Origin of the sequence: Pedobacter sp. Leaf170 (assembly GCF_920984665.1) — a bacterium.
Classification (GTDB): domain Bacteria; phylum Bacteroidota; class Bacteroidia; order Sphingobacteriales; family Sphingobacteriaceae; genus Pedobacter.
The window spans coordinates 246,955-269,655 of record NZ_CAKLBP010000003.1; the positions used below are offsets into that span (position 1 = coordinate 246,955).

Consider the following 22,701-nt stretch of genomic DNA (forward strand, 5'->3'; position numbering starts at 1 on the left):
TTTAAACTACTAAATACTAGATAAATAACCATTATGTAATGGTATTATAAGACAGATAACTTAGTAATCTTAAAACTACATACCTAATGATTATTGATTAATTCTACACATATAATGTAGTGAAGGTATAATCTTAATAAAGCAACATGCATTACGCAGTAAAAAATGTTTTTGATATATTTTAATAAATTCTGAATATGATTCATTAGAATTTCTGAAATAGAACTGAAAATTATTATTTAAAAGTATTCTCTTTTTAAAAAATCATCATTGATTTACAAAGTAGAAATCAAATTTTAAGGCAGACACAAATGAGATGTAGATATAAAGAATTAAAAGCAAAAGAAAACCCTTTAAATTTATTATTTAAAGGGTTCTTTTAAACATCAATAATGTTATGTCGGGGTGGCAGGATTCGAACCTACGACCTCCTGCTCCCAAAGCAGGCGCGATACCGGGCTACGCTACACCCCGAAAATGGCATCGATCTTTTTTTGTAAAACATTCGCAAGTGCATCTGCAAATTTTTGTCGGGGTGGCAGGATTCGAACCTACGACCTCCTGCTCCCAAAGCAGGCGCGATACCGGGCTACGCTACACCCCGAACTTGGTATCTGTTTCCCTTTTTACAAGGGGTGGCAAAGTAACGGTTTTAAAATGATAATTCCATTTATTTGCCAATTTAATTTTGCGGAGAGGGCGGGATTCGAACCCGCGGTACCGTTACCAGTACGACAGTTTAGCAAACTGTTCCTTTCGGCCTCTCAGGCACCTCTCCTTTTTCCTTTCAACTTGTCATACCGACCTTGTTTTGAGGTCTGCAAATATAGTAAAACAAGTTATTCCACAAAAAAAAATTATAAAACTTGTTGATAATCTATACGCACATGATAGATACTCATCAGCATCGTCTTGAAAATCAATTTGATAGTTTCTATATCTTTTAATGTTAAATCGCAATTATCTAATTGATTTTGCTCCAATTTGTAGTTAATTATCCGTTCAACCAGGTCATTTATGTTCTGAGCATCCGGAATTTTAAGCGATCTTGAGGCTGCTTCTACCGAATCGGCTAACATTAATACACCAGTTTCTTTACTAAAAGGAATTGGTCCTGGGTAACGGAAGATATTCTCATCAACAAATTTTTCAGGAGAATTTTTCAGAAATGATTGATAAAAATAATCAACTCTGGTATTGCCATGATGCGTTCTGATAAAATCGATGATAGCTTCTGGCATTTGATTTCTCCTTAAAATCTCTATCCCCTTATGCACATGCTGAATAATAATCTGAGCGCTTTGTTCATAGGGTAGTTTATCATGAGGACTAATTGCAGTATTTTGATTTTCTATAAAATATTGCGGGTTATCTACTTTGCCAATATCGTGATATAAAGCCCCTGCCCTTACCAAAACAGAATTACCACCAATTTTAAATATAGCAGCTTCGGCAAGATTAGCCACCTGAAGCGAGTGCTGAAAAGTTCCTGGTGCTTTAAAAGCAAGCTCTCGAAGTAATTTATTATTGGTATTGGTTAATTCTATCAAAGCTACATCCGAAGTGATACCAAAAACACGCTCAAAAATGTAAATTAATGGATAAGCCAATAAAGAAAGTAATACACTGAATATAAATGGAACAAAATTAATCCATTCAATCTCATTAAATGTACCCTCCCGTAATAGCGCTATACCTACAAATGCAACAAAGTAGGCAGAAAGAATAAATAAAGCTGAAACCAAAAACCGCTCCCTTTTTACAAAGTTTTTTATGCTAAATATTGCAACCATACCAGCTGTAACCTGATAAAAAACAAATTCGAAACTATTTGCAACAAAAAAGCCTGCAATTAAAATAACGAGCATATGTAAATAAAGCGCTAGCCTGGTATCAAATAAAATCCGGATAATTATGGGTACAACGCAGAACGGTATGTAATACAAACTGGCGATATTCATTTTTAACGCCCAGGTAAGGGAGAGCAACATACCCGTTGTAACAATTAAAATAAGGGATAGCTGTCTGTTATCAGAAAAAATATCCTTCCTAAATAAAAAGAGGAACGACATTAATATTGCTAGCACAAAACTAACTAAAACAACCTGACCTAAATATACAAGCGTTCGGCTGCCAATCGTTTTGGTCTGAGCATCGTATGTAGCTTTGTACGACTCAAGTTTTTGATAAATTTCTTCGTCGATGATATCGCTTTTGGCTACAATAAGTTCGCCCTTTTGCACCATTCCTTTAGTGGTAGAAACATTTTTAACAGTATTGTTTCTTATAATTTCAGTTAACCTTTCATTAAATATTAAATTTGGCGTAATGTGATCTTCCGCCAGGTTATCTATTAAATCTTTTATAACTTGATTCGTAACCTTAAAATTCTGCTTAAAATAAAGCAAAGCGCTTTCTGCTGTATAAACATCTTGTGTGTTTTGAAGTTTTGAAATATTATTCTCCAAAAGAGAAAAATCATAATTCTTTCCGGCAGTTTGGTGTTTTACATTTAAACCGATTATCCCCTTGGTGTAAAGAAAATCTAATAACTTATAAGAATTAGTTCTGTAAGTCAATTTCTCTTTATCATCTAGCCCGGTTGAACGCCATTTTATATCGAACTCATTTAAATAGGCTTCTAAAGCATCCTTTTTAATGTCGTTATCAAACTGATAAACTGGCAGAATATCTCTTAAAGCATCCTTTTTATCTGAATTAATTTGCGGATTGGTTTTAAGAATTGCGAAAGGAAAAGGAGATATCAAATCCTTATTCATCCAAACTTTTCCCTTTTCAAACTCATAACGAAAGCGTGGTTGCTTAGGTAAAAATAAGGTTATAATGAAAACCGTAACCATCATCATTAAATATTTAAAGCTCGATGAATACTTACGGTACAGAATTTTATGTGAATTTTTCTTGATTTTAGCCAAAACGCTCCCTTTATGATGTTTTCAAAAATAACATTTTTATCTAATATACATTTTACTGATTTTGTTTGCAATTACCAATATTTATATTTTAATTTATGATATCAAATTAATATCAATTATGTATCAAGAAAAAATCATTAATCCACCATCGGGTTATTTAACATTCGCATTATTTTTAGCACTTTTAGGTGCCGCTGTCTTCTGTTTTGTAACCAAACATTTTATTTGGGGAGGCAGCGTTTTGTCTTTCAATTTTTTTCTGGTTTTACCTGGGTTAATAATTAACAACCCCAATGAATCGAAAGTATTAACACTTTTTGGAAAATATGTTGGAACCGTTAAAACTGATGGTTTCTTTTGGGTTAATCCACTTACAAGCAAGCGTAAAGTTTCTTTAAGAGCAAACAACCTAAATGGGCAACAACTAAAAGTAAACGATAAATTAGGTAACCCAATTGAGATTGCCGCTGTTGTAGTTTGGAAAGTAAACGAAACGGCAAAGGCAATTTTTTCAGTTGAAAATTACATGCAATATGTTACCATACAAAGTGAAGCCGCAGTAAGGCATCTGGCCAATATTTTTCCTTATGACCATGCTGAGGGTGAGGAAGATAGCATTACTTTAAAAGATGGCGCTGAAAAAGTAAGTGAACTTTTAGAGAATGAGCTTAATGAGCGCTTATCAAGAGCAGGCATAGAAGTTTTAGAAGCTCGTATTTCTCACTTAGCTTATGCACCAGAAATTGCAAGTGCAATGTTACAACGTCAGCAAGCTACAGCAGTTATTTCTGCTAGAAAATTAATTGTAGAAGGCGCTGTAGGCATGGTAGAAATGGCTCTAGAGAAATTATCAGAAAAAGACATTGTAAACTTAGATGAAGAACGTAAAGCTGCAATGGTTAGCAATTTACTCGTTGTACTTTGTGGAGATAGAAATGTACAGCCTGTTGTAAACACCGGCACGCTTTATAACTAAACTACAATGGAATTTATTGAAAAGCAGGAATTGAAAATTTGGTGGCTGTACTTGATTACAGGCTTAACCATATTTCCAACAGCTGCTATACTATTTTTTTATGAGGGTGGATCAAGCAATCAGGAATTGAAAGCGATGTATTTTGTTCCTGTTGCCCTGCTTCTACTTCCCTTTCTTATTATCTTCATCATCCAGAAAAACCAACTTACCTTAACAATTAATAGCAAAGGCTTTTCCTATCGGTATTTCCCTTTCCAGCAAAAACTTGTTACTCATTTATGGGATGATATAGAGGAAGCATATATAAGAAAATATGATGCATTTTCTGAATATGGCGGGTATGGTGTAAAAATGAGGCTTTGGTTTAAATTTAAGGATAAGGCATATTTAATGAACGATAAATCAAGAGGGCTACAATTCGTTTTAAAAAATGGCAGGAAATTATTGTTTAGCTCCAACAAAGTTGATGAATTAGAGTTATTTCTAATTAACCTTAAAACAAGGCATAATATTAAAGCAATAAGATAGCGAAATGATAGAAAAAGATAAAAAAGCTTTTGTTTTGAGAATTAACCCGGCTTTGTTGAAAGATATTGAAGCATGGGCAAGTGAAGAGTTTAGAAGCACAAATGGCCAAATAGAATTTTTACTAACGCAAGCCTTAAAATCAAGAAAAAAAGGAAAAAGTAAAGAGGAGTAATTATGTGATTATGTTTAGTATTTGATTCATCATCGTATACCATTAATTCCTTCAAAAAATACAGGGTTAAAATTCACGGGTCTATTCTAACGCAATTGAAAATACAATATATCGTTTATCTAATATTAAAAAATATATAACTTAGCGGCCTAACCAAAAATTCATAAAAAATAGTTTACATGAGAGAAGTTGTAATTGTTTCGGCAGTAAGAACCCCGATTGGAAGTTTCGGTGGCACATTAGCTCAATTTTCGGCACCGCAACTTGGCGGTTTTGCAATTAAAGCAGCCATCGAAAGAGCCGGATTAGAGTTGTCGCAAATCCAGGAGGTTTACATGGGAAACGTGCTTTCTGCAAATCTTGGACAGGCACCAGCAACCCAGGCGGCAAAATTAGCCGGTTTACCAGATTTACCTGCTACAACTATAAATAAGGTTTGTGCATCCGGTACAAAAGCTATAATGTTAGCAGCCCAAAGCATTGCCAATGGCGATAACGATATTATTGTTGCCGGCGGTATGGAAAGCATGAGCAATGTTCCGTACTATTTAGATAAGGCTAGAAATGGCTACAGATTGGGGCACGGACAAATTACTGACGGCTTGGTTAAAGATGGGCTTTGGGATGTTTACAACGACTATCACATGGGCTCTGCAGCCGAATTATGTGCCACAGATTGTAACATCAGCAGACAAGATCAGGATAATTTTGCAATAGAATCATACAATAGAGCGCAAGCAGCACAAACTGCCGGCAAGTTTAAAGGAGAGATTGTAAGCATTGAAGTAAAAGATAGAAAAGGTGAAGTAACATTTGTTGATACTGATGATGAACCCACAGCTGTAAAATTTGATAAAATCCCAGCTTTAAAACCAGTTTTCAAAAAAGACGGAACAGTTACTGCTGCAAATGCATCTACATTAAATGATGGCGCAGCTGCCCTAATATTAATGAGTGCTGATAAAGCAAAAGAATTAAATATTAAGCCATTGGCAAAAATAATTAGTTATGCCGATGCGCAACAGGCATCAGAATGGTTTACTACCGCACCATCAAAAGCAATCCCTTTGGCATTGAAAAAAGCAAATCTTGAGGTTAAGGATGTAGATGTTTTTGAAATCAATGAAGCTTTCTCTGTTGTTTCGATTGCAAATAATCAGATTTTAAATCTCGATGAACATAAAGTGAATATTAACGGTGGTGCAGTTTCTTTAGGTCACCCACTAGGCGCATCGGGTGCACGTATTGTGGTTACATTATTATCTGTATTGGCACAAACGAATGGCAAAATCGGCGTAGCTGGTATTTGCAATGGTGGCGGCGGGGCAAGTGCATTAGTTTTAGAGAAATTATAAATTGAGTAAATGAAAAACATCAAGCATTATTTAATCATTTTACTTTGCCTGCAAACCTTTGTTGTAGCTGCTCAGCAAAATTTCGATAAACTTGATGTTTTTCAAGATAGCCTTATCAATATTACAAAGGCAATTTACAGCACGCCGAATGATGAGGTTAAAACTGCTTCAAATGGAAAATTTATAAAAACTTTAGTCGAAGCTTTAAAGCAAACTAATTCTTATAATTATAATTTCGATTCATTAAAAAATGTTTCTGTAGTAAAATCAAGTGATCAGGTATTTAGAATTATTTCCTGGTATCTTCCTTTCGAAAATGGAACCTACAGATATTTCGGAACTATACAAATGAATAATAGAGGCGGTTTAAAATTATATCCTTTGATAGACCAAACAGAGAATATTAGCGATGCAAATATGATTACCAATAACCAAAAATGGTATGGTGCCCGTTATTATGAAGTTATTCCAATAATATCCTCTGGTAAACAACCATATTATGTTTTATTAGGTTGGAAAGGAAATACTGCTGAATCAACTAAAAAAGTAATCGAAATATTATCATTTGATAGAGACAATGTGAATTTTGGAATGCCTGTTTTTGACGGCAAAGAGTTAAAAGGTAAAAACCGTGTTATTTTTGAATATAATAAGCAGAATGCAATGGTTTTAAAAACAGATAAAAAAGCCGGCTTAATTGTTTTCGATCACCTCGCTCCTTTCGATCCTGAAATGGTTGGCAAATTTCAATTTTATGGTTCTGATGGTAATACCGATGCATTTAAGGTTATTGGTGGCCGACTTAAGCTTCAAGAAAATGTTGTTATTAATAATGACGCCAATGCAAATGATGCATTATATGCCGATCCGGCTAAAAATATAAAGCCCATCAGAAAATTTTAATGCATTATCTTTCCCTAACGTATTCATTACTTTACACATAAGTTAAAAATTTGTTAGAATCACCTCTGCTCGCTATATTGCGCTTTGTAAAACTAACTTTAGAACACACAAATTCTGAATTCATAAACTAAAACGAACAAATGTTTTATGCAAACATCCATTGAAACCAAAGACGATTTCTTTAGCAATAAGGTATTAGGTCATCCGGCCGGACTTTTTGTGCTTTTTTTTACGGAAATGTGGGAAAGATTTTCGTACTACGGTATGCGTGCCCTACTTGTTTTATTTCTAACATCAACCATCGCTGCAGGTGGTTGGGAATGGTCAAAAGCAGATGCCCTCTCTTTATATGGCACTTACACAATGGGCGTTTATCTTACGCCTGTTTTAGGTGGTTTAATTGCCGATAGATTATTAGGTTATCGTTGGGCAGTAATTTTAGGCGCTTTAATTATGACTATCGGCCACGCCAGTATGGCCATAGAAACACCAATCTTTTTATATATTGGTTTAGGCTGTTTAATGATTGGAAATGGTTTATTTAAACCAAATATGACTTCAATAGTTTCTAAAATTTATAAAGATCATCCAGAAAAGAAAGATGGCGCTTACTCGATATTTTATATGGGTGTTAATGCCGGAGCCTTTTTAGGCATTATGATTTGCGGCTATATTGGTGAAAAAATTTCGTGGAGCTGGGGTTTTGGTTTAGCCGGAATATTTATGTTTTTGGGAATGTTACAATTTTATTTCACCAAAAATATTTTCGGTAGCATTGGTTTATTACCAAAAGAAGAAAAGAGATTACAACAAGCACAAAGTGATGCTAAATCCGAAATCGTAGAAGAAAAAGTTCCAGCAAACATTACAAGAGATAGACTAATAGTTGTATTTATTTTCTCAATTTTTACGGTTTTCTTTTGGGCAGCATTTGAACAAGCCGGTGGTAGTATGACCATCTTTGCAAAAGAAAATACAACCCGTATTTTAACAGGAAGTGCGGGCTTAACTTTTAAAATAGTTGATGCCCTTTTAACGATTGTACCACTGGGAATTATATCATACGTGTTGGTAAAACTATTCTCTCAAACCATATCTAAATACAAACTTGGTAATTTAATTTTAGCATCAAGTTTCATCATTATTTGGGCTATAGTATTATGGAAAGTAGAACGCGAATTTTCTGCACAAACTACAGAAATAGCAGCTTCATGGTTTAACATACTTAACTCATTATTTATTATTTGCTTTGCGCCCGTTTTCTCTAAATGGTGGGAAAGTAAATACAACCTTCCAGGCTCATTAAAGTTTGGCTTAGGCTTAACTTTACTTGGTATTGGTTTTGGCTTTTTGGCTTATGGCTCAACAGCAATCACCTCTCCAGAAATTAAAGTAAGCATGGCATGGCTTGTATTTGCCTATTTATTCCACACGCTTGGCGAGCTTTGTATTTCTCCGGTAGGTTTATCTTATGTAAGCAAGCTTGTACCTGCAAAATGGATTGGTTTTATGTTTGGCGTTTACTATCTGTTTTTAGCAATGGGTAATAAATTGGCAGGTGTATCAGGAAGTATGATTGAAGAAATTACCCAAAAATATAGCTTAACAACGTTCTTTTTAATCTTTACCATTGTCCCAATTTCTGCAGGAATACTAATTGCAGCCCTACATCCTGTTGTTAAAAAATTAATGCATGGCGTAAAATAAAATGGAAATAGCTACAGAAAAAACGCCTTCTATAGAAACATTAGAAGCAATACAAAATTTTGACGGTAAATATCCAAAACAACTTTGGCATTTATCATTAGTAGAAATGTGGGAACGCTTCTGTTTTTATGGTATGCGTGGTGTTTTAGCTTTCTTTATGGTTGACCAATTAGGCTTAACTGATCAGAAATCTAATTTACAATACGGAGCAATACAAGCTTTTGTTTATGCCTTCACTTTTATTGGCGGCATTTTTGCCGATAAAATTTTGGGCTTTCGGAAATCTCTTTTTTGGGGTGGTTCTTTAATGATTATTGGAAACCTGGTGTTAGCTTTCTCTCCACAAGATTTATTTTACGTTGGAATAACCCTATCAATTATCGGCACTGGATTTTTCAAGCCAAATATTTCATCTATGGTTGGCGAACTTTACCATGAAAAAGATAATAGAAGAGATGCCGGATATGGGTTGTTTTACGCCGGCATAAATGTTGGTGGCTTATTGGGTGGCGCAATGTGTATCTATTTAGGCAAGTATGTATCGTGGCATTTGTGTTTTCTTTCTGCAGCATTGGTAATGATGATAGGCTTAGGTACATTTATTTTTACAAAAAAATATTTAGGCCCAATTGGCAATTCACCACTTTTACACCTCGAAAAAACCAAGCAAAAAACGTATGAAATAGCCACTTATGCCGGCTCTTTGTTATGCATTCCATTAATTTTTATAATGGTTAGAAACACGGCATACACGGATTACTTCATGTACACGATTGGCATTGTTGCCTTAATTTATTTCTTTTACGAAATGTTTGCCATAAAGGAAATTAAATCCAGGTACAAGCTTTTAGCAGCATTTATATTTATACTTTGCTATTTCATTTTTATGGCGATTTCTGAGCAAAGCGGCGGTTCTCTTTCCTTATTTGCTAAAGATAATCTTAACCATAATTTTCTGTTTTTCTCAATAGATCCTAATGTTGTAAATAACAGCGTAAACTCATTTTTTGTTATCGTTTTTAGTCCTTTGGTTGGTTTACTATGGATTGGTATGCACAAGCGCAAAATCGAGCCAAATACAGTTATTAAATTTGGCTTAGGCTTTATTTTCTTAGCGTTGAGTTTTTATGTTTTTTATGCAACAAGATTCTTTGCGAATGAGCAAGGCATAAGTTCTTTGAATATTTTTACACTCGGTTATTTATTATTAACGCTGGGTGAGCTTTGTATTGGTCCTATCGGGATGTCAATCATAACCAAATTATCACCTAAAAGGATGTTTGGAATGATGATGGGGATGTGGTTTTTGTTTAGCGCATTCGGACAATTAGCCGCAGGTAAATTGGGTGCAGAAATGTCGAGCATAGAAAATGCTTCATTAATGACTAAACTAACCTCTTATACCGAAGGTTATAAATCCCTGGCGTTATATTCTTTAATTGCCGGAATATTCTTAATCGCATTTTCACAACTGATAAAAAAATTAATGCAGGAAGTTAGATAAAATGCATTTTTAACTTATTTTAACCCGTATCAACAAGCTTGATACGGGTTTTTATCATTAAAATATTTACTTTCGCTGCTTGAAAGTTTAAGTGCAAACTTCGAGGTTTACCATAAATAAAATATACGTGTCAGACAGTTTAGTTATCATACCAACTTATAACGAAAAGGAAAATATTGAAAAAATTATCCGGAAGGTTTTTTCATTAACTCATCCTTTTCATATACTAATTGTTGATGACGGTTCTCCGGATGGCACTGCTGCTATTGTAAAATCTTTACAAAATGAGTTTCAAGGGCGTTTGCATATAGAAGAACGCTCGGGCAAATTAGGCCTGGGTACCGCCTATATATATGGCTTTAATTGGGCTTTACAAAAAGATTACAGCTATATTTTTGAGATGGATGCAGACTTTTCTCACAACCCGGATGATTTAATACGCTTAAGAGAAGCCTGTGTTAATGATGCCGATGTTGCGGTTGGTTCAAGATATGTTAAGGGTGTAAATGTGGTAAATTGGCCAATGGGCAGGGTATTGATGTCTTACTTTGCCTCAATGTATGTTAGGTTAATAACTAGAATTAATATCCAAGATGCTACTGCGGGTTTTAAATGTTACCGCAGAATTGTTCTTGAAACTATTCCGTTAGATAAAATAAAATTTGTTGGTTATGCCTTTCAAATTGAGATGAAGTTTACGGCCATTAAATATGGATTTAATGTTGTAGAAGTTCCGATTATATTTACAGATAGAACAGAAGGAACTTCTAAAATGAGCACCAGAATATTTAGGGAGGCTTTTATTGGGGTGATACAAATGAAAGTTTGGAGTTGGTTCAGAAATTACAAGCGATAATTATCTGTTCGATTTTTCTGCCCTAATCATTGTTCCAAAATCCTGCTGATTATCCATTGCACTAACCGTCATTACTAAACGTTTTGTTCTTGTTGTTTCTGTTTTAGCTTCATTTATCCATTTAATAAAATAATTTTGGTGTGATTTTGCCAGTTTCAAAAAATTACTAATGAGGTGCTCCTCTTCTGATAAGCAAATTTCTAAATCTTCGGGCATATCAATTTTAAAATCTTTGTCTTCCTCAAGATAAAGTTCAACCGCAGAACCAGCTTCCTTTTTTAATTGTTTACGGAGTTCACTTTTAAGGGCAATTATAAAATCGCCTCCACCCATTGGTGTTGTAGCCATTCCATTGATTAAAACTTCATCAATTCTCCCTTTCACTCTAAAAGAAACTTTACAACCTGGCTTTATTTTATCAGCGATAGCGTTTGAAATAAAAACATAACTCCATCCGGTTTTGTCACCCATTTTTTCAAAACGTTCTATTTCAGCTTTAAAGTAAATCATAATTAAATATAAAATAAACAGGCAAAATGTTCAATTAACAAACAATATATTTATGGGTTAAGAAATAAAATTTTCATTTATCATATTAATCAACCGCCACCGGATTCATGTGTATATCCAGCTTGGCAAAATTTAAAACCTCAATACTTTGAAAGCCAAAATCTTCTACTACTTTACCTAAAATCAAATAGCATCCCTTTCCTTTAAATGGATACATTGGTGTTGAATTAGGAAAATGTATGGTATCAAAAAAATCTCCGTTATTATCTAAAAAAGTACCAAACCACATTTTCGTCTTTTTAACCGTGTGAACGGTTTTTTCGCAAACATAGTTACCAACCATTTTTATCGTTTGGCCTACATGCTTGTGCAAATCAGCAGCCATAATATCTCCACGATAACTCGTTTTTAAAAAATCGAACATATTAAAATTTAAAGGATAACCGAGCAATTCGAGTTCTACATAAGCATCTTCAATTTTCGAATTTTCTAAAGATGGTAAATGGTATGCTTTCTGCTGAATACTGAATAATTCGGCGTGGTTTAACTTTTTCTGATTGTGCCCGAGGTAGGTGTAAATATCCCAAAGCAGCGTTTTTTTATCCTTTCCGGTAAACCTCAATGCCCCTAAGCGTATTAACAAAATCGCCTGTTCTAAAGTTATCTGTGTTCTTTTTACAAATTGCTCCAGGTTAAGGTAGAGTCCATTCTTTTGCCGCTCTTCTGGAATAAGTTCGATAAACTTATGCTCTAACCCTTGCACCCCAACAAAGCCTAAGTAAGCATCGTTACCCCTTATATTTACAATAGCATCGCTGTGGTTTACACAAGGTAAATGCACTTTCGCACCCGTTTTTTGAAGCTCGTGAACATAAACCCAACGTGTGTAAAAGCCGCCATAATTGTTGAGTACGGCCACCATAAATTCTTTAGGATAATAGGTTTTTAGATATAGGCTTTGGTAACTTTCTACAGCAAAAGAGGCCGAATGTGCTTTTGAGAAGCTATATCCGGCAAAAGATGAAATTTGCCGCCAAACTTCTTTAATCAATTCTTCAGCATGTCCTTGTGCCCTGGCAGAAACAAAAAACTTATTTACCAATTCATCAAAGGCAAGTTTTGAACGGTATTTACCACTCATCGCCTTGCGCAACACATCCGAATCGGCTAAATTAAGACCGGCAAAATAATGGCATACTTTAATTACATCTTCCTGGTAAACCATTACACCATAAGTTTCTTTGAGTTGCTCTTTCATTTCTTCACACAAATATTCAACTTTCTCGGGTGCATGGTAACGCTCGATAAAAGCTTTCATCATTCCTGAACTGGCAACACCGGGCCGTATAATAGAACTGGCTGCAACCAAGGTTAGGTAATTTTCGCATTTAAGCTTTTTCAGCAATTGTCGCATTGCCGGCGATTCGATATAAAAACAGCCAATTGGCTGCCCTTCTTTTAATATCTGATTAAGTTTTTTATCATCCTTAAAATTTTTGAAATCGTGTATATCCACAAAGTCGCCTTTGTTTTTTTCAATAAGACGAACGGCCTCTCGGATGTGGCCAATGCCCCGCTGACTTAAAATATCGAATTTTTCGTAACCGATAAGTTCAGCCTCATACATATCCCATTGTACGGTTGGAAAACCTTTAGGCGGCATATCTAGTGCGGTGTAATAGGTAATTGGTTCTTCAGATATTAAAATACCACCTGCATGAATAGAGCGCTGATTAGGCATTTTCTGCATCAGCTGATAAACAAGTCTTATTTTTTGATAGCTAGGATTTTTTGAATTCAGCCATTCTTTGGTCTGGTCGCTAAAACTATCTATTTCTTCTTTCGCCAAACCTAATACCTTCCCTATTTCCCGAATAACCGCTCTATCTTTAAAAGTACTCATGGTACCTAAAAAAGCTACGTGCCCTTTGGGGTATTTATTAAAGATGTATTTCTGAATCGTTTCCCTTTCATCCCAAGAAAAATCGATATCAAAATCAGGCGGACTGGTTCTTTTTTCATGCAAAAAACGTTCAAAATACAAATCTAATTCAATCGGGTCAACATCTGTAATCCTTAAACAATAAGCTACAATACTATTCGCACCAGAACCACGCCCAACGTGATAGAACTTACATTTACCCATCGCGTAACGCACAATATCGAAAGTAATAAGAAAATAAGCCGAATACTTTTTAAAAGCAATGATCCTTAACTCCTTCTCCAGCCTTTCTAAAGCAACAGGATTATCTTTTCCATATCGGTATTCCAACCCTTTTAATGCTATCCGCCGCAATAACCTAATATCCATTTCCTCTCCACCTTTGGTATAGTAGAACTTGTTTTTAGACTTTGCCTTTGCTTCGTAATATTCAGATAAATCGCAATTATCTAGTAATTTTTGGGTATTTTGAATGATGAAGGGATAGTTTTCAAAGTATGTTTTTAACTTCTCTTCTGAAATTAAAGTTTCATCTTTTAAACACTTTAATTCTTCTGGCACTTTAGTTAATAGCGTATTTAAATCTATTGCCCGCATGTATTCATGCAAACGGTGCGAAATTTTATCTGCAACCGTTACCGGATGCCAAACCACCAGTTTATTTTTTTGCTTTAACAAAGGATGCTTGTAGAGGTAATTTAACTGTGTATAACGAATACCAACAAATTCATTTTCTGCCAAAGCATGTGTAAATTCCCTTTCAAATGGATAAATAATAAATACATTTTTAAATTTCGGAGCCTTGTTTGGCAGTGGAACATTATTGATGTTATAATAACTTAAAAATTCATTTAATTCCCTCATGCCTTCCTTGTTTCTGCCAATTCCAAAATAAAGTAAGCTGTTATCCTTCCTAAATTCAATACCTGTAATTGGCTTTAACTCGTAAGGGATGTTACCCTTTTGCACATCATCGGCTTTTTTATAAAAACGCTGATTTATGCAGGTTCTGATAAATTCAATTGCACCTGTAGAATTATTAATATCAGTTAATACCAATTGGTGGATATTTAAAATTCTGGCCTGGGCAACTATGGCATCAATATCCATTACACCATATTTTAAGCTATATGAAGAGTGAACATTCAGAAACATTTTAGTTATCGCTTAATTTATTGGTCTGTGAAACATCAGAATTAATAAAAGTCCTGATTCGTGATTTTTTCTTTTCCTCTTCTTTATCTGAAGTTTTCTTTAACCGGGGGTTATACTTTACAACCTTGCCATTTGCATCTTTTTCGGGCTGTTTTACAATACATGCTTTTACAACCGATTCTACACCATAGCTTTGCCTAACTTTATCCATTGCCTGATATAAATCATATTCTTCTTCTGATGTATGATAAAGACCAATTTGTTCAAAACCACTAACTAAATGAGATAACTTTACGCCGATTAAACGCAGCATCATTCGTTTACTGTAAAGTTTCTTAAATAAATCATGTGCCTTTGCAATAAGGAAAGAATCTAAAGCAGTGTATGGTATACGGGCTTGTTGTGTTACGGTTTCAAAATTAGAATAACGAATAGTTACGGTGATACAAGCTGTTAATTTCTGTTGGCTACGCAATTCGAAAGTTAAATTGGTTACCATTCCGGTAAGTATTGATTTCATTTTATGAATATCCATACTGTCATTTTCGAAGGTGGTTTGTGTACCAATTGATTTCCGCTCACGGTAAGGAACTACAGGCGATAAATCAATTCCATTGGCCTTTTGCCACAAGCTGGTACCATGTTCTCCCAATATTTTATACATTAATTCCTGAGGGATTTGAGCAAGCGTTTCTATCTTTCTCACACCCATTTCACTAAGCTTTTTATAGGTTGCCTGGCCAATACCAGGTATTTTATGTACAGATAAGGGATTTAAAAACGGACGAACTTTAGGAAAAGGAATTTCGAGTTCTCCGTTGGGTTTACATTCGTTTGTAACTACTTTAGCAACTGTTTTATTAACCGATAAGCCGAAAGAAATTGGCAAACGCATTTCCTTAATAATAGTTTGACGCAGCTCTGAAGCAAATTTCATGCAGCCAAAAAATTTATCCATCCCGGTCATATCAATATAATGCTCATCAATGCTTGCCTTTTCAAAGAGCGGAACACGTTGCGCTATAATTTCTGTAATTTCATGAGATGCCTTTGAATAATCATCCATGTTGCCTCTTACAAAAATGGCTTGCGGACATAATAATCTGGCCGATCTGCCAGGCATTGCCGCATGAACTCCAAATTTTCGGGCTTCGTAGCTGCAAGAAGTAACCACTCCCCTATCAGAACCACCGCCAACAATAACAGGTTTTCCAAGCAATTCAGGATTTTTACGTATCTCTACCGAAACAAAAAATGCATCCTGATCCATGTGAATAATACTTTTTCCTTCCATAATCTTATCACTTACAAAACAAATTTAAACTAAAATTATTAGCATTTTAACTTTACAAGATGGATTATTACTAACATTTTACTAACATTATTAGTTTTTATAATTCTAAAACCTTTAGTATTTATTAATGTTGAATAGATGTAACCTTAAATAATTAAGCTATGAAAGACGATAAAAAAACATCCGATAAAGAGAAAACATCTGGAACATCGAAAGAAAAAGCAAGCTTTGATCAGAATGGAAAAGGGGCTTCAGAAAAATACGGACAAGCAGGCTCTACACCAAACGAAGCTGAAGAAGGTGGTCTTGGTACTACAGATAAACACAAGCACAAATAAAAAAGGAGCTACCACAGGCAGCTCCTTTAAATAGTATTGATGAAGATGTATTATTTTTCGTAAATACTCATCTTTTCGGCTAATTCTATAATACTTTTAATTTTTAACTTTTGAAATAACCTTAATTTATATGTACTAACCGTACCCATTTGCAAACTTAGCTGATTAGAGATCTCTAAAACACCCACACCTTTAGTTAGTAATTCGGCAACTTCCAGTTCTCTTCCGGATAGTTTTGTAAAAGGGTTATCAGCATCATTACCCAAAATACTGTTAAACATATTCTCTTTAACATTTCTGCTCGAGTAACGGCTTCCTGCTAAAATGGTAGTTATGGCGGTAATAATTTCAGATTCTTCTGCATTCTTTGTTAAATACCCAGATGCACCAGCTTTTAAATATGGAACAGCATAAATATTTTCATTTAATGAAGAAAATACTAGAATTTTAGCGTTGGGCTGTATTGTTTTGATTTGGTCAATTACCTTCAGGTTATTTCCGCCTGGTAAATTCACATCAATAATAATCAAACTTGGAGATTTTTCAATCTCTACAAGGGCTTGCTCCAAAGTGGAAGCATTCAGAATTTGAACTCCCGTCCAATAATCTACGATAAGGTTCTTCAAACCACGACGAATAATTTCGTGATCATCAGCAATAAGTACCGAAAGGGTACTTACAGTATTTTTAGTTTTCATTGCTTGGTATGTTGGGATGATATACTTACTTTTTTTTCGCAATAGGAATATAGAATTTAATTTTAAAAACAGACTTTTTAATTTATTCTATTTGTATATGTAAATGTACGTATTTAATTAATTATGAAAAAAAATATTACACAAATCAGCTAAAGTATTAGACAAATAGAATTGACTTATATCAAGAAAGTTAGTTGTCACAAGCAAAGTTTATCACATATTCAAAAAAACATGTTGCTGTTAAGTATGATTTTCAAATTTTCGTTCTGATTCTACTCAAAGTTTCTAACCTAATAGCAAGAAACGAAGCTATATATTTTAACGAAACCCTATTTATTAAATCGGGGAATGAAACAAGAAACCTCTTATATCTTTTCTCTGCTGATGATATACGACATAAGTATGCCCTTTCTTCGGCAGCCCGATAATACAATTCCATCATTTTTCTTCCAATAATATTAGCCTCGATATGATTTTCATACAAATATTCTGAAAGTGAATGTGGTATAGCTATCAATTCTACATCTTCCAGCGCTTGCAAATATTCTTCCGAATCTCCATCTACCCAAAGGTTCCTGATGGTGCCCACAACCTCATTTTCTTTTGCAATCCAAGTAGTTATTTCGGCCTTACCATCTTTAATAAAGCCTCTAACCACACCTTTTATAATTAAAAAAAGGTATTCATTTCTATCTAAAGGAGAAATTAAAAATTTACCTTTTTTAAAATGCACCGGAAATGTATGCTGATTAATCTGCTCTTCAATATCGTTATTTAAAGAATTGAAATTTTTAAAAACATTAATAACCGGAGAAACATCATTATATTTTCTCCATCTATCTTTTTCAGATAAATCAGCAAAAATCATAAATTAAAATAGAGGATAATTAAAATTTAGTTTGTAGGAAGATTATACTGTAAGTATAATAAGTTTGAATTTAAAAAAGAAGTTTAAATATAAAATTTAGCAGAATAAATCTAATTATAAGATTTTCTCAACACCTAAACCAAATAGCGCAAAGTCATATTTAACCGGATCTGCTGTGTCAAATAATTTCAAATTTTTGGTCAGCTCCAAAGCGGTAAGCCAATCTGTTTGTTTGCGTTGAATTAAATTCAAATGCCTTCCTACCCTATCTACATGTACATCGCAGGGGCAAATTAAATCTTCGGCTTTTAAAATCTCCCAAATGCCAAAATCAACGCCATTGTTATCTTTCCGAACCATCCATCTTAAAAACATGTTTAATCTTTTGCAGGTAGATTTTTGCTGAGGTGAAGAAATATGTTTCTTAGTCCGATGCGGAAAATCCTCAAGCGAAAAAAAATAGTTTCTAAAGTGATTTAACCCTTGTTCGATGGTGAAATTCAAATTTGGCAACAAGCAATTTTCAGAATCTGGAGCGATGCTATTTAACGAGGTATTTATTAATGAAAACTCGTTAAGAAATTCATTTTGCTTAGGTACGAAAGCCATTTCGAGGCTTGCATAGTTTTGGTAATGAGATTTAAAAAATGCTATAAAATATAGTAAATCGGTATCGTTAAATGTTCTGTGCTTAAAGTTTAACAGGCGCTTCAAATCGCTATCCTTATGATTTAAAACAAAATCATGTGGTGCATAGTCCATTCTAACTAAAAGCTCTTTACATTTATTTATTATAGTTTTTCTTTGTCCCCATGCTAAAATTGCAGCAAAAAAACCTGCAATCTCTATATCTTGCTTTTTAGCAAATAAGTGAGGGATACAAATTGGATCAAATTCTATAAAATCTGGTCGATTGTACTGTTCAACTTTTGCATCAAGAAAATTTTTGAGATCTAAAAAATCCATTTCTTTTGATTAAAAAAAATCCGGTGGCCAAGGCTTAGCCTCAATCACCGGATTCTTAAAATTATATGCTGGTTATTTTAGTGCATTTTCTAAATCTTCCAGTAAATCATCAATATCTTCCACACCAACGCTCAAACGTAATAAATTATCGGTTACACCAACTTTTTCACGCTCTTCTTTAGGAATAGAACCATGTGTCATCGTAGCCGGATGGTTAATTAAAGATTCTACGCCACCTAAAGATTCGGCCAAAGTAAACACCTGAAAATTGGAAGAAATTCTGAAAGTTTCCTGCAAATCTGCGTCTTTTAAAGTGATGGAAATCATGCCTCCAAAACCACGCATTTGTTTTTTAGCAACATCATGATTTGGATGATCTTCAAAACCAGGCCAGTAAATTTTATCCACTTTTGGATGATTTTTTAGATAATATGCAATTTTTTCACCGTTTTCGCAATGTGCTTTCATACGAAGGTGAAGTGTTTTTATACCTCTTAAAACCAAAAACGAATCTTGTGGACCTGGAGTTGCGCCACAAGCATTATAAATAAACCAAAGGTCTTTGTACAATTGCTCATCGTTGGTTACCAAAGCACCCATAACCACATCAGAGTGGCCGCCAATATATTTTGTAACCGAATGCATTACAATATCTGCACCTAAATCGATAGGATTTTGTAAGTATGGAGATGCAAAAGTATTATCTACCGTTAGAATAAGATTTTTCTCTTTAGTAATCTTCGCTACACCCTCAATATCGATAATTTGCATAGTTGGGTTTGTAGGTGTTTCAATCCAAACCAACCTGGTTTTATCATTGATGTATGGCAGCATATTTTCTGGCTTAGATAAATCCAGGAAATGAAATTTTATACCATATTTAGTAAAAATTTTAGTGAAAATCCGATAAGAACCACCATATAGGTCATTACCCGTAATCACTTCATCGCCAGGTTGCAATAATTTTAAAACCGCGTCTGTTGCACCCATTCCACTTGAAAAGGCTAAACCGTATTTCGCATTTTCTAATGCAGCAAGACAATCTTCTAAGGCTTTACGTGTTGGATTTGTACCTCTCGAATACTCATAACCTTTATTGTCTCCAGGCGATTTTTGCCAATAAGTAGAGGTTTGGTAAATTGGTGTCATTACGGCACCTGTGGTTGGGTCAGGCTCTTGACCTGCATGTATAGCTTTTGTTCCGAATTTCATTATTGTAGTAGTATCAAGATATAATTATAAAGTATTAAGACTAACGTTTTAATCAAACAATCGTAAATCTATAGTCTAAAATCTGTTAATAGGCTCTTGCAAATAATACGCGTTGCGTAGATGGCTTACCAGAATAAATGCAGATTCCATCTTCTAACTTATTATCTAAAGGAATACAACGAATTGTAGCCTTAGTTTCTTCTTTTATTTTTTGTTCTGTTTCTGGAGTTCCATCCCAATGTGCCGAGATAAAACCGGCTTTATCATCAAGAAGCGTTTTAAATTCATCGTAACTATTTGCTTCAGTAATATGCGCATCGCGGTAAGCTAAAGCCTTATCAAACATTGCCTGTTGAATTTCTTCCAATAATTTAGCAATATAGATATCTAAACCTTCCTGCGGAACAGTTTGTTTGGTCTTTGTATCGCGGCGGGCAATTTCTACCGTTTTGTTTTCAATATCTCTACCACCAATTGCAATACGAACCGGCACACCTTTCATTTCGTAATCTGCAAATTTAAAACCTGGACGCTGCGTATCTCTATCATCATATTTAACAGAAATACCAAAGCCTTTCAAACGCATACTTAGCTCATTAACATAAGCTGTTATTTTAGCTAAGTCTTCATCGTTTTTATAAATGGGAACGATTACCACTTGAATTGGCGCCAATTTAGGAGGAATTACTAATCCAGAATCATCACTATGTGCCATAATTAATGCACCCATCAGGCGTGTTGATACGCCCCATGAAGTAGCCCAAACATGATCCAGTTTACCATCTTTACCCGTAAATTTAACATCAAAAGCTTTAGCAAAATTCTGACCCAAAAAGTGTGAAGTTCCTGCTTGCAAAGCTTTGCCATCTTGCATTAAAGCTTCAATACAATAGGTGTCTAAGGCACCGGCAAATCTTTCGTTCGGCGATTTTCTTCCTCTAACAACAGGTACCGCCAACCAGTTTTCAACAAAATCAGCATAAATATGAAGCATACGTTCCGTTTCTTCGATAGCTTCTTCTGATGTTGCATGCGCCGTATGCCCCTCTTGCCATAGAAATTCTGCTGTACGTAAAAACAATCTAGTACGCATTTCCCAACGCACCACATTTGCCCATTGATTTATTAAAATGGGTAAATCTCTGTAAGATTGAATCCAGCCTTTATAGGTGTTCCAAATAATGGTTTCGGAAGTTGGGCGAACGATTAATTCTTCCTCGAGTTTGGCACTCTCATCAACAACAATATTTCCATTACCATCATTTTTTAAACGATAGTGTGTTACTACAGCACATTCTGTTGCAAAGCCCTCAACGTGAGAGGCTTCCTTGGAAAAAAATGACTTTGGAATGAACAAAGGGAAATAGGCATTCTGATGACCCGTATCTTTAAACATTTTATCTAAAACGGCCTGCATTTTCTCCCAGATTGCGTAGCCATTTGGCTTGATTACCATACAACCGCGTACAGCAGAATGCTCTGCCAAATCTGCCTTTATAACGATATCATTGTACCATTGTGAGTAATCTGCTTCTCTGCTTGTAATTTCTTTGCTCATGTTATGTATTTGGAACGTAAATTGTGTGTTAAATAATGTGAAATTAAGCTACAAATTTATAAATTTATGCCTACAAAACGATTGTTGAGATGAAGCATTAATTATAATGTTAATTAAGTGACTAACCTTTTATCGAAAATATCGTTTATTAATTATAGCACACACACAACTAAATATAAACACAATGAAACCAATTAAATTTTTACCCATTGTAATGATTGCAGCCGCTGGGTTGGTTGCATCATGCTCTACACCAAAATTGGCTCAAAATTCTTCAGCTGATGATGATGTTTACAACACCGTAGCGAAAGCTCGGGAAGTTGAATACCGTGCACCTGCACCACCGCAGCAGCAGCAACAACAGCAGTATGCTCAAGGCGATCAGGATTACGATGAATATTATGGAACAAGTAATCCTTATTATGATATGGATTATTCTTCAAGAATAAATCGCTTTTATAATGGCTCTACTTTTAGAGGATACTATGACCCTTACTATGATAACTTTGCTTACGGAAACAACTTCGGGTATGGCAGTAGTTATGGAATAACCAATTATTTAGGTTATGGTAACATGGGTTGGAATAACGGTTATGGCCTTGGCTGGGGCGGTGGTTGGTATGGAAACGGATGGGGCTATGGCAGCATCTGGAACAATCCTTATAACTTCGGCAACTTTGGTTACAACCCTTACTGGGGATGGAATTCTGGTTGGGGCTGGGGTATGAACTCTTATTATGATCGCTTCGGTTGGGGCGGCGGTGGCTGGTACGGTGGTGCCGGTTGGTTTGGTGTTGGAGGCGGCTATTACGGTGGCGGAAGTTACTCTAGCAATGGCAGACCAAGACCAAATAGAGATGGTGATAACCGTGGCTCTTACGGAAGTACAGGTTCAAGAACGCCTATCAGTGGTGGCAATTACGGCAGACCAGCAGTTTCCACAAATAACTCAGGTCGCCCGGAAAGATGGTCTAACGGAAACAATGGCAATACTATAAATAATGGTCAAAGCGGACGTACAAGTTCAAGACCATCTCGTGATGAAGGTTTCAGCAGACCGCAAATTCAACAATCTCAACCACAACCACAAAGCAGACCAGACCGTGGAAGTTACAGTCCTCCACCATCATCATCAGGAAGCAGTGGCGGCGGTAGTTCTAGTGGCGGCGGCGGCGGTGGCGGCGGCAGACCAACAAGAGGTGGCGGCAGATAATATTAACACA

At 35.1% G+C, this 22,701-nt stretch carries 19 protein-coding genes and 3 tRNA genes; 10 read left to right on the plus strand and 12 right to left on the minus strand.

All coding sequences use genetic code 11. The annotated features are described in order from the left end of the window. Nucleotides 1-400: 400 nt before the first annotated feature. The 4 genes from LUA90_RS09780 to LUA90_RS09795 all read right to left on the minus strand — a co-directional run bounded on the left by LUA90_RS09780 (nt 401) and on the right by LUA90_RS09795 (nt 2,936). A tRNA-Pro gene (locus tag LUA90_RS09780) sits at nt 401-474 on the minus strand. 56 nt (nt 475-530) lie between these two features. Beyond that, a tRNA-Pro gene (locus LUA90_RS09785) sits at nt 531-604 on the minus strand. An 87-nt stretch (nt 605-691) separates the two neighbouring features. Beyond that, nucleotides 692-778, minus strand: a tRNA-Ser gene (locus LUA90_RS09790). 79 nt (nt 779-857) lie between these two features. Next, nucleotides 858-2,936 carry an HD family phosphohydrolase gene (locus LUA90_RS09795; RefSeq protein ID WP_370635319.1) on the minus strand — a complete coding sequence of 693 codons (2,079 nt, stop codon included), beginning with the start codon at nt 2,934-2,936 and terminating at the stop codon, nt 858-860. Between the two features lie 118 nt (nt 2,937-3,054). On the opposite strand from LUA90_RS09795, the gene LUA90_RS09800 reads away from it, so the two are divergent. From LUA90_RS09800 to LUA90_RS09835, 8 genes are all read left to right on the plus strand, one after another. Then, entirely contained in the window at nt 3,055-3,912 is an 858-nt protein-coding gene (locus LUA90_RS09800; RefSeq protein WP_231490819.1) for an SPFH domain-containing protein, read from the plus strand. 6 nt (nt 3,913-3,918) lie between these two features. Beyond that, the gene (locus tag LUA90_RS09805) at nt 3,919-4,440 is read left to right on the plus strand and encodes a hypothetical protein (RefSeq protein ID WP_231490820.1); all 522 of its coding nucleotides are present in this window, start codon (nt 3,919-3,921) and stop codon (nt 4,438-4,440) included. Nucleotides 4,441-4,444: 4 nt separating this feature from the next. Continuing rightward, a complete protein-coding gene (locus LUA90_RS09810) occupies nt 4,445-4,612 on the plus strand; it encodes an Arc family DNA binding domain-containing protein (RefSeq protein WP_231490821.1) in 168 nt (55 codons plus the stop codon). Between the two features lie 179 nt (nt 4,613-4,791). Then, nucleotides 4,792-5,967, plus strand: a complete 1,176-nt coding sequence (locus LUA90_RS09815) for an acetyl-CoA C-acyltransferase (protein WP_231490822.1) — start codon at nt 4,792-4,794, stop codon at nt 5,965-5,967. Between the two features lie 9 nt (nt 5,968-5,976). Next, on the plus strand, nt 5,977-6,870 hold the full coding sequence (locus LUA90_RS09820; RefSeq protein ID WP_231490823.1) for a hypothetical protein: 894 nt from the start codon (nt 5,977-5,979) through the stop codon (nt 6,868-6,870). Between the two features lie 147 nt (nt 6,871-7,017). Further along, the gene (locus LUA90_RS09825) at nt 7,018-8,577 is read left to right on the plus strand and encodes a peptide MFS transporter (RefSeq protein ID WP_231459330.1); all 1,560 of its coding nucleotides are present in this window, start codon (nt 7,018-7,020) and stop codon (nt 8,575-8,577) included. Nucleotide 8,578: 1 nt separating this feature from the next. After that, a complete protein-coding gene (locus tag LUA90_RS09830; RefSeq protein WP_231459329.1) occupies nt 8,579-10,081 on the plus strand; it encodes a peptide MFS transporter in 1,503 nt (500 codons plus the stop codon). A 127-nt stretch (nt 10,082-10,208) separates the two neighbouring features. Next, on the plus strand, nt 10,209-10,937 hold the full coding sequence (locus tag LUA90_RS09835; protein ID WP_231459328.1) for a polyprenol monophosphomannose synthase: 729 nt from the start codon (nt 10,209-10,211) through the stop codon (nt 10,935-10,937). On the opposite strand, the gene LUA90_RS09840 is transcribed toward LUA90_RS09835, so the two are convergent. The 3 genes from LUA90_RS09840 to dinB form a co-directional block, all read right to left on the minus strand. Continuing rightward, nucleotides 10,938-11,447 carry a YdeI/OmpD-associated family protein gene (locus LUA90_RS09840; RefSeq protein ID WP_231490824.1) on the minus strand — a complete coding sequence of 170 codons (510 nt, stop codon included), beginning with the start codon at nt 11,445-11,447 and terminating at the stop codon, nt 10,938-10,940. A gap of 85 nt (nt 11,448-11,532) precedes the next feature. Beyond that, nucleotides 11,533-14,544 carry a DNA polymerase III subunit alpha gene (gene dnaE, locus LUA90_RS09845; RefSeq protein WP_231490825.1) on the minus strand — a complete coding sequence of 1,004 codons (3,012 nt, stop codon included), beginning with the start codon at nt 14,542-14,544 and terminating at the stop codon, nt 11,533-11,535. Between the two features lies 1 nt (nt 14,545). Further along, a complete protein-coding gene (gene dinB / locus LUA90_RS09850) occupies nt 14,546-15,838 on the minus strand; it encodes a DNA polymerase IV (RefSeq protein ID WP_370635321.1) in 1,293 nt (430 codons plus the stop codon). Between the two features lie 161 nt (nt 15,839-15,999). On the opposite strand from dinB, the gene LUA90_RS09855 reads away from it, so the two are divergent. After that, entirely contained in the window at nt 16,000-16,176 is a 177-nt protein-coding gene (locus LUA90_RS09855) for a hypothetical protein (protein WP_231459325.1), read from the plus strand. Nucleotides 16,177-16,226: 50 nt separating this feature from the next. Here LUA90_RS09855 and LUA90_RS09860 read toward each other — a convergent pair whose 3' ends face one another. The 5 genes from LUA90_RS09860 to proS form a co-directional block, all read right to left on the minus strand. Then, a complete protein-coding gene (locus tag LUA90_RS09860) occupies nt 16,227-16,874 on the minus strand; it encodes a response regulator transcription factor (protein WP_231459324.1) in 648 nt (215 codons plus the stop codon). Between the two features lie 253 nt (nt 16,875-17,127). Then, on the minus strand, nt 17,128-17,742 hold the full coding sequence (locus LUA90_RS09865; protein WP_231490826.1) for a Crp/Fnr family transcriptional regulator: 615 nt from the start codon (nt 17,740-17,742) through the stop codon (nt 17,128-17,130). A 114-nt stretch (nt 17,743-17,856) separates the two neighbouring features. Continuing rightward, entirely contained in the window at nt 17,857-18,708 is an 852-nt protein-coding gene (locus LUA90_RS09870; protein WP_231490827.1) for a TIGR02757 family protein, read from the minus strand. Nucleotides 18,709-18,780: 72 nt separating this feature from the next. After that, nucleotides 18,781-19,920 (minus strand): cystathionine gamma-synthase, encoded by a 1,140-nt coding sequence (locus LUA90_RS09875; RefSeq protein ID WP_231490828.1) that lies wholly within the window; start codon nt 19,918-19,920, stop codon nt 18,781-18,783. Between the two features lie 85 nt (nt 19,921-20,005). Continuing rightward, nucleotides 20,006-21,478 carry a proline--tRNA ligase gene (proS, locus tag LUA90_RS09880; RefSeq protein WP_231490829.1) on the minus strand — a complete coding sequence of 491 codons (1,473 nt, stop codon included), beginning with the start codon at nt 21,476-21,478 and terminating at the stop codon, nt 20,006-20,008. Nucleotides 21,479-21,662: 184 nt separating this feature from the next. On the opposite strand from proS, the gene LUA90_RS09885 reads away from it, so the two are divergent. Next, nucleotides 21,663-22,691, plus strand: a complete 1,029-nt coding sequence (locus LUA90_RS09885) for a hypothetical protein (protein WP_231490830.1) — start codon at nt 21,663-21,665, stop codon at nt 22,689-22,691. Nucleotides 22,692-22,701: the final 10 nt, after the last annotated feature.

What these genes read in the sequence shown, in the direction of transcription:
- LUA90_RS09800 (WP_231490819.1), top strand. Translation starts at nt 3,055, where the DNA reads ATGTATCAAGAAAAAATCATTAATCCACCATCGGGTTATTTAACATTC.
- LUA90_RS09805 (WP_231490820.1), top strand. Translation starts at nt 3,919, where the DNA reads ATGGAATTTATTGAAAAGCAGGAATTGAAAATTTGGTGGCTGTACTTG.
- LUA90_RS09810 (WP_231490821.1), top strand. Translation starts at nt 4,445, where the DNA reads ATGATAGAAAAAGATAAAAAAGCTTTTGTTTTGAGAATTAACCCGGCT.
- LUA90_RS09815 (WP_231490822.1), top strand. Translation starts at nt 4,792, where the DNA reads ATGAGAGAAGTTGTAATTGTTTCGGCAGTAAGAACCCCGATTGGAAGT.
- LUA90_RS09820 (WP_231490823.1), top strand. Translation starts at nt 5,977, where the DNA reads ATGAAAAACATCAAGCATTATTTAATCATTTTACTTTGCCTGCAAACC.
- LUA90_RS09825 (WP_231459330.1), top strand. Translation starts at nt 7,018, where the DNA reads ATGCAAACATCCATTGAAACCAAAGACGATTTCTTTAGCAATAAGGTA.
- LUA90_RS09830 (WP_231459329.1), top strand. Translation starts at nt 8,579, where the DNA reads ATGGAAATAGCTACAGAAAAAACGCCTTCTATAGAAACATTAGAAGCA.
- LUA90_RS09840 (WP_231490824.1), bottom strand. Translation starts at nt 11,447, where the DNA reads ATGATTTACTTTAAAGCTGAAATAGAACGTTTTGAAAAAATGGGTGAC.
- dnaE (WP_231490825.1), bottom strand. Translation starts at nt 14,544, where the DNA reads ATGTTTCTGAATGTTCACTCTTCATATAGCTTAAAATATGGTGTAATG.
- dinB (WP_370635321.1), bottom strand. Translation starts at nt 15,838, where the DNA reads ATGGAAGGAAAAAGTATTATTCACATGGATCAGGATGCATTTTTTGTT.
- LUA90_RS09855 (WP_231459325.1), top strand. Translation starts at nt 16,000, where the DNA reads ATGAAAGACGATAAAAAAACATCCGATAAAGAGAAAACATCTGGAACA.
- LUA90_RS09860 (WP_231459324.1), bottom strand. Translation starts at nt 16,874, where the DNA reads ATGAAAACTAAAAATACTGTAAGTACCCTTTCGGTACTTATTGCTGAT.
- LUA90_RS09865 (WP_231490826.1), bottom strand. Translation starts at nt 17,742, where the DNA reads ATGATTTTTGCTGATTTATCTGAAAAAGATAGATGGAGAAAATATAAT.
- LUA90_RS09870 (WP_231490827.1), bottom strand. Translation starts at nt 18,708, where the DNA reads ATGGATTTTTTAGATCTCAAAAATTTTCTTGATGCAAAAGTTGAACAG.
- LUA90_RS09875 (WP_231490828.1), bottom strand. Translation starts at nt 19,920, where the DNA reads ATGAAATTCGGAACAAAAGCTATACATGCAGGTCAAGAGCCTGACCCA.
- proS (WP_231490829.1), bottom strand. Translation starts at nt 21,478, where the DNA reads ATGAGCAAAGAAATTACAAGCAGAGAAGCAGATTACTCACAATGGTAC.
- LUA90_RS09885 (WP_231490830.1), top strand. Translation starts at nt 21,663, where the DNA reads ATGAAACCAATTAAATTTTTACCCATTGTAATGATTGCAGCCGCTGGG.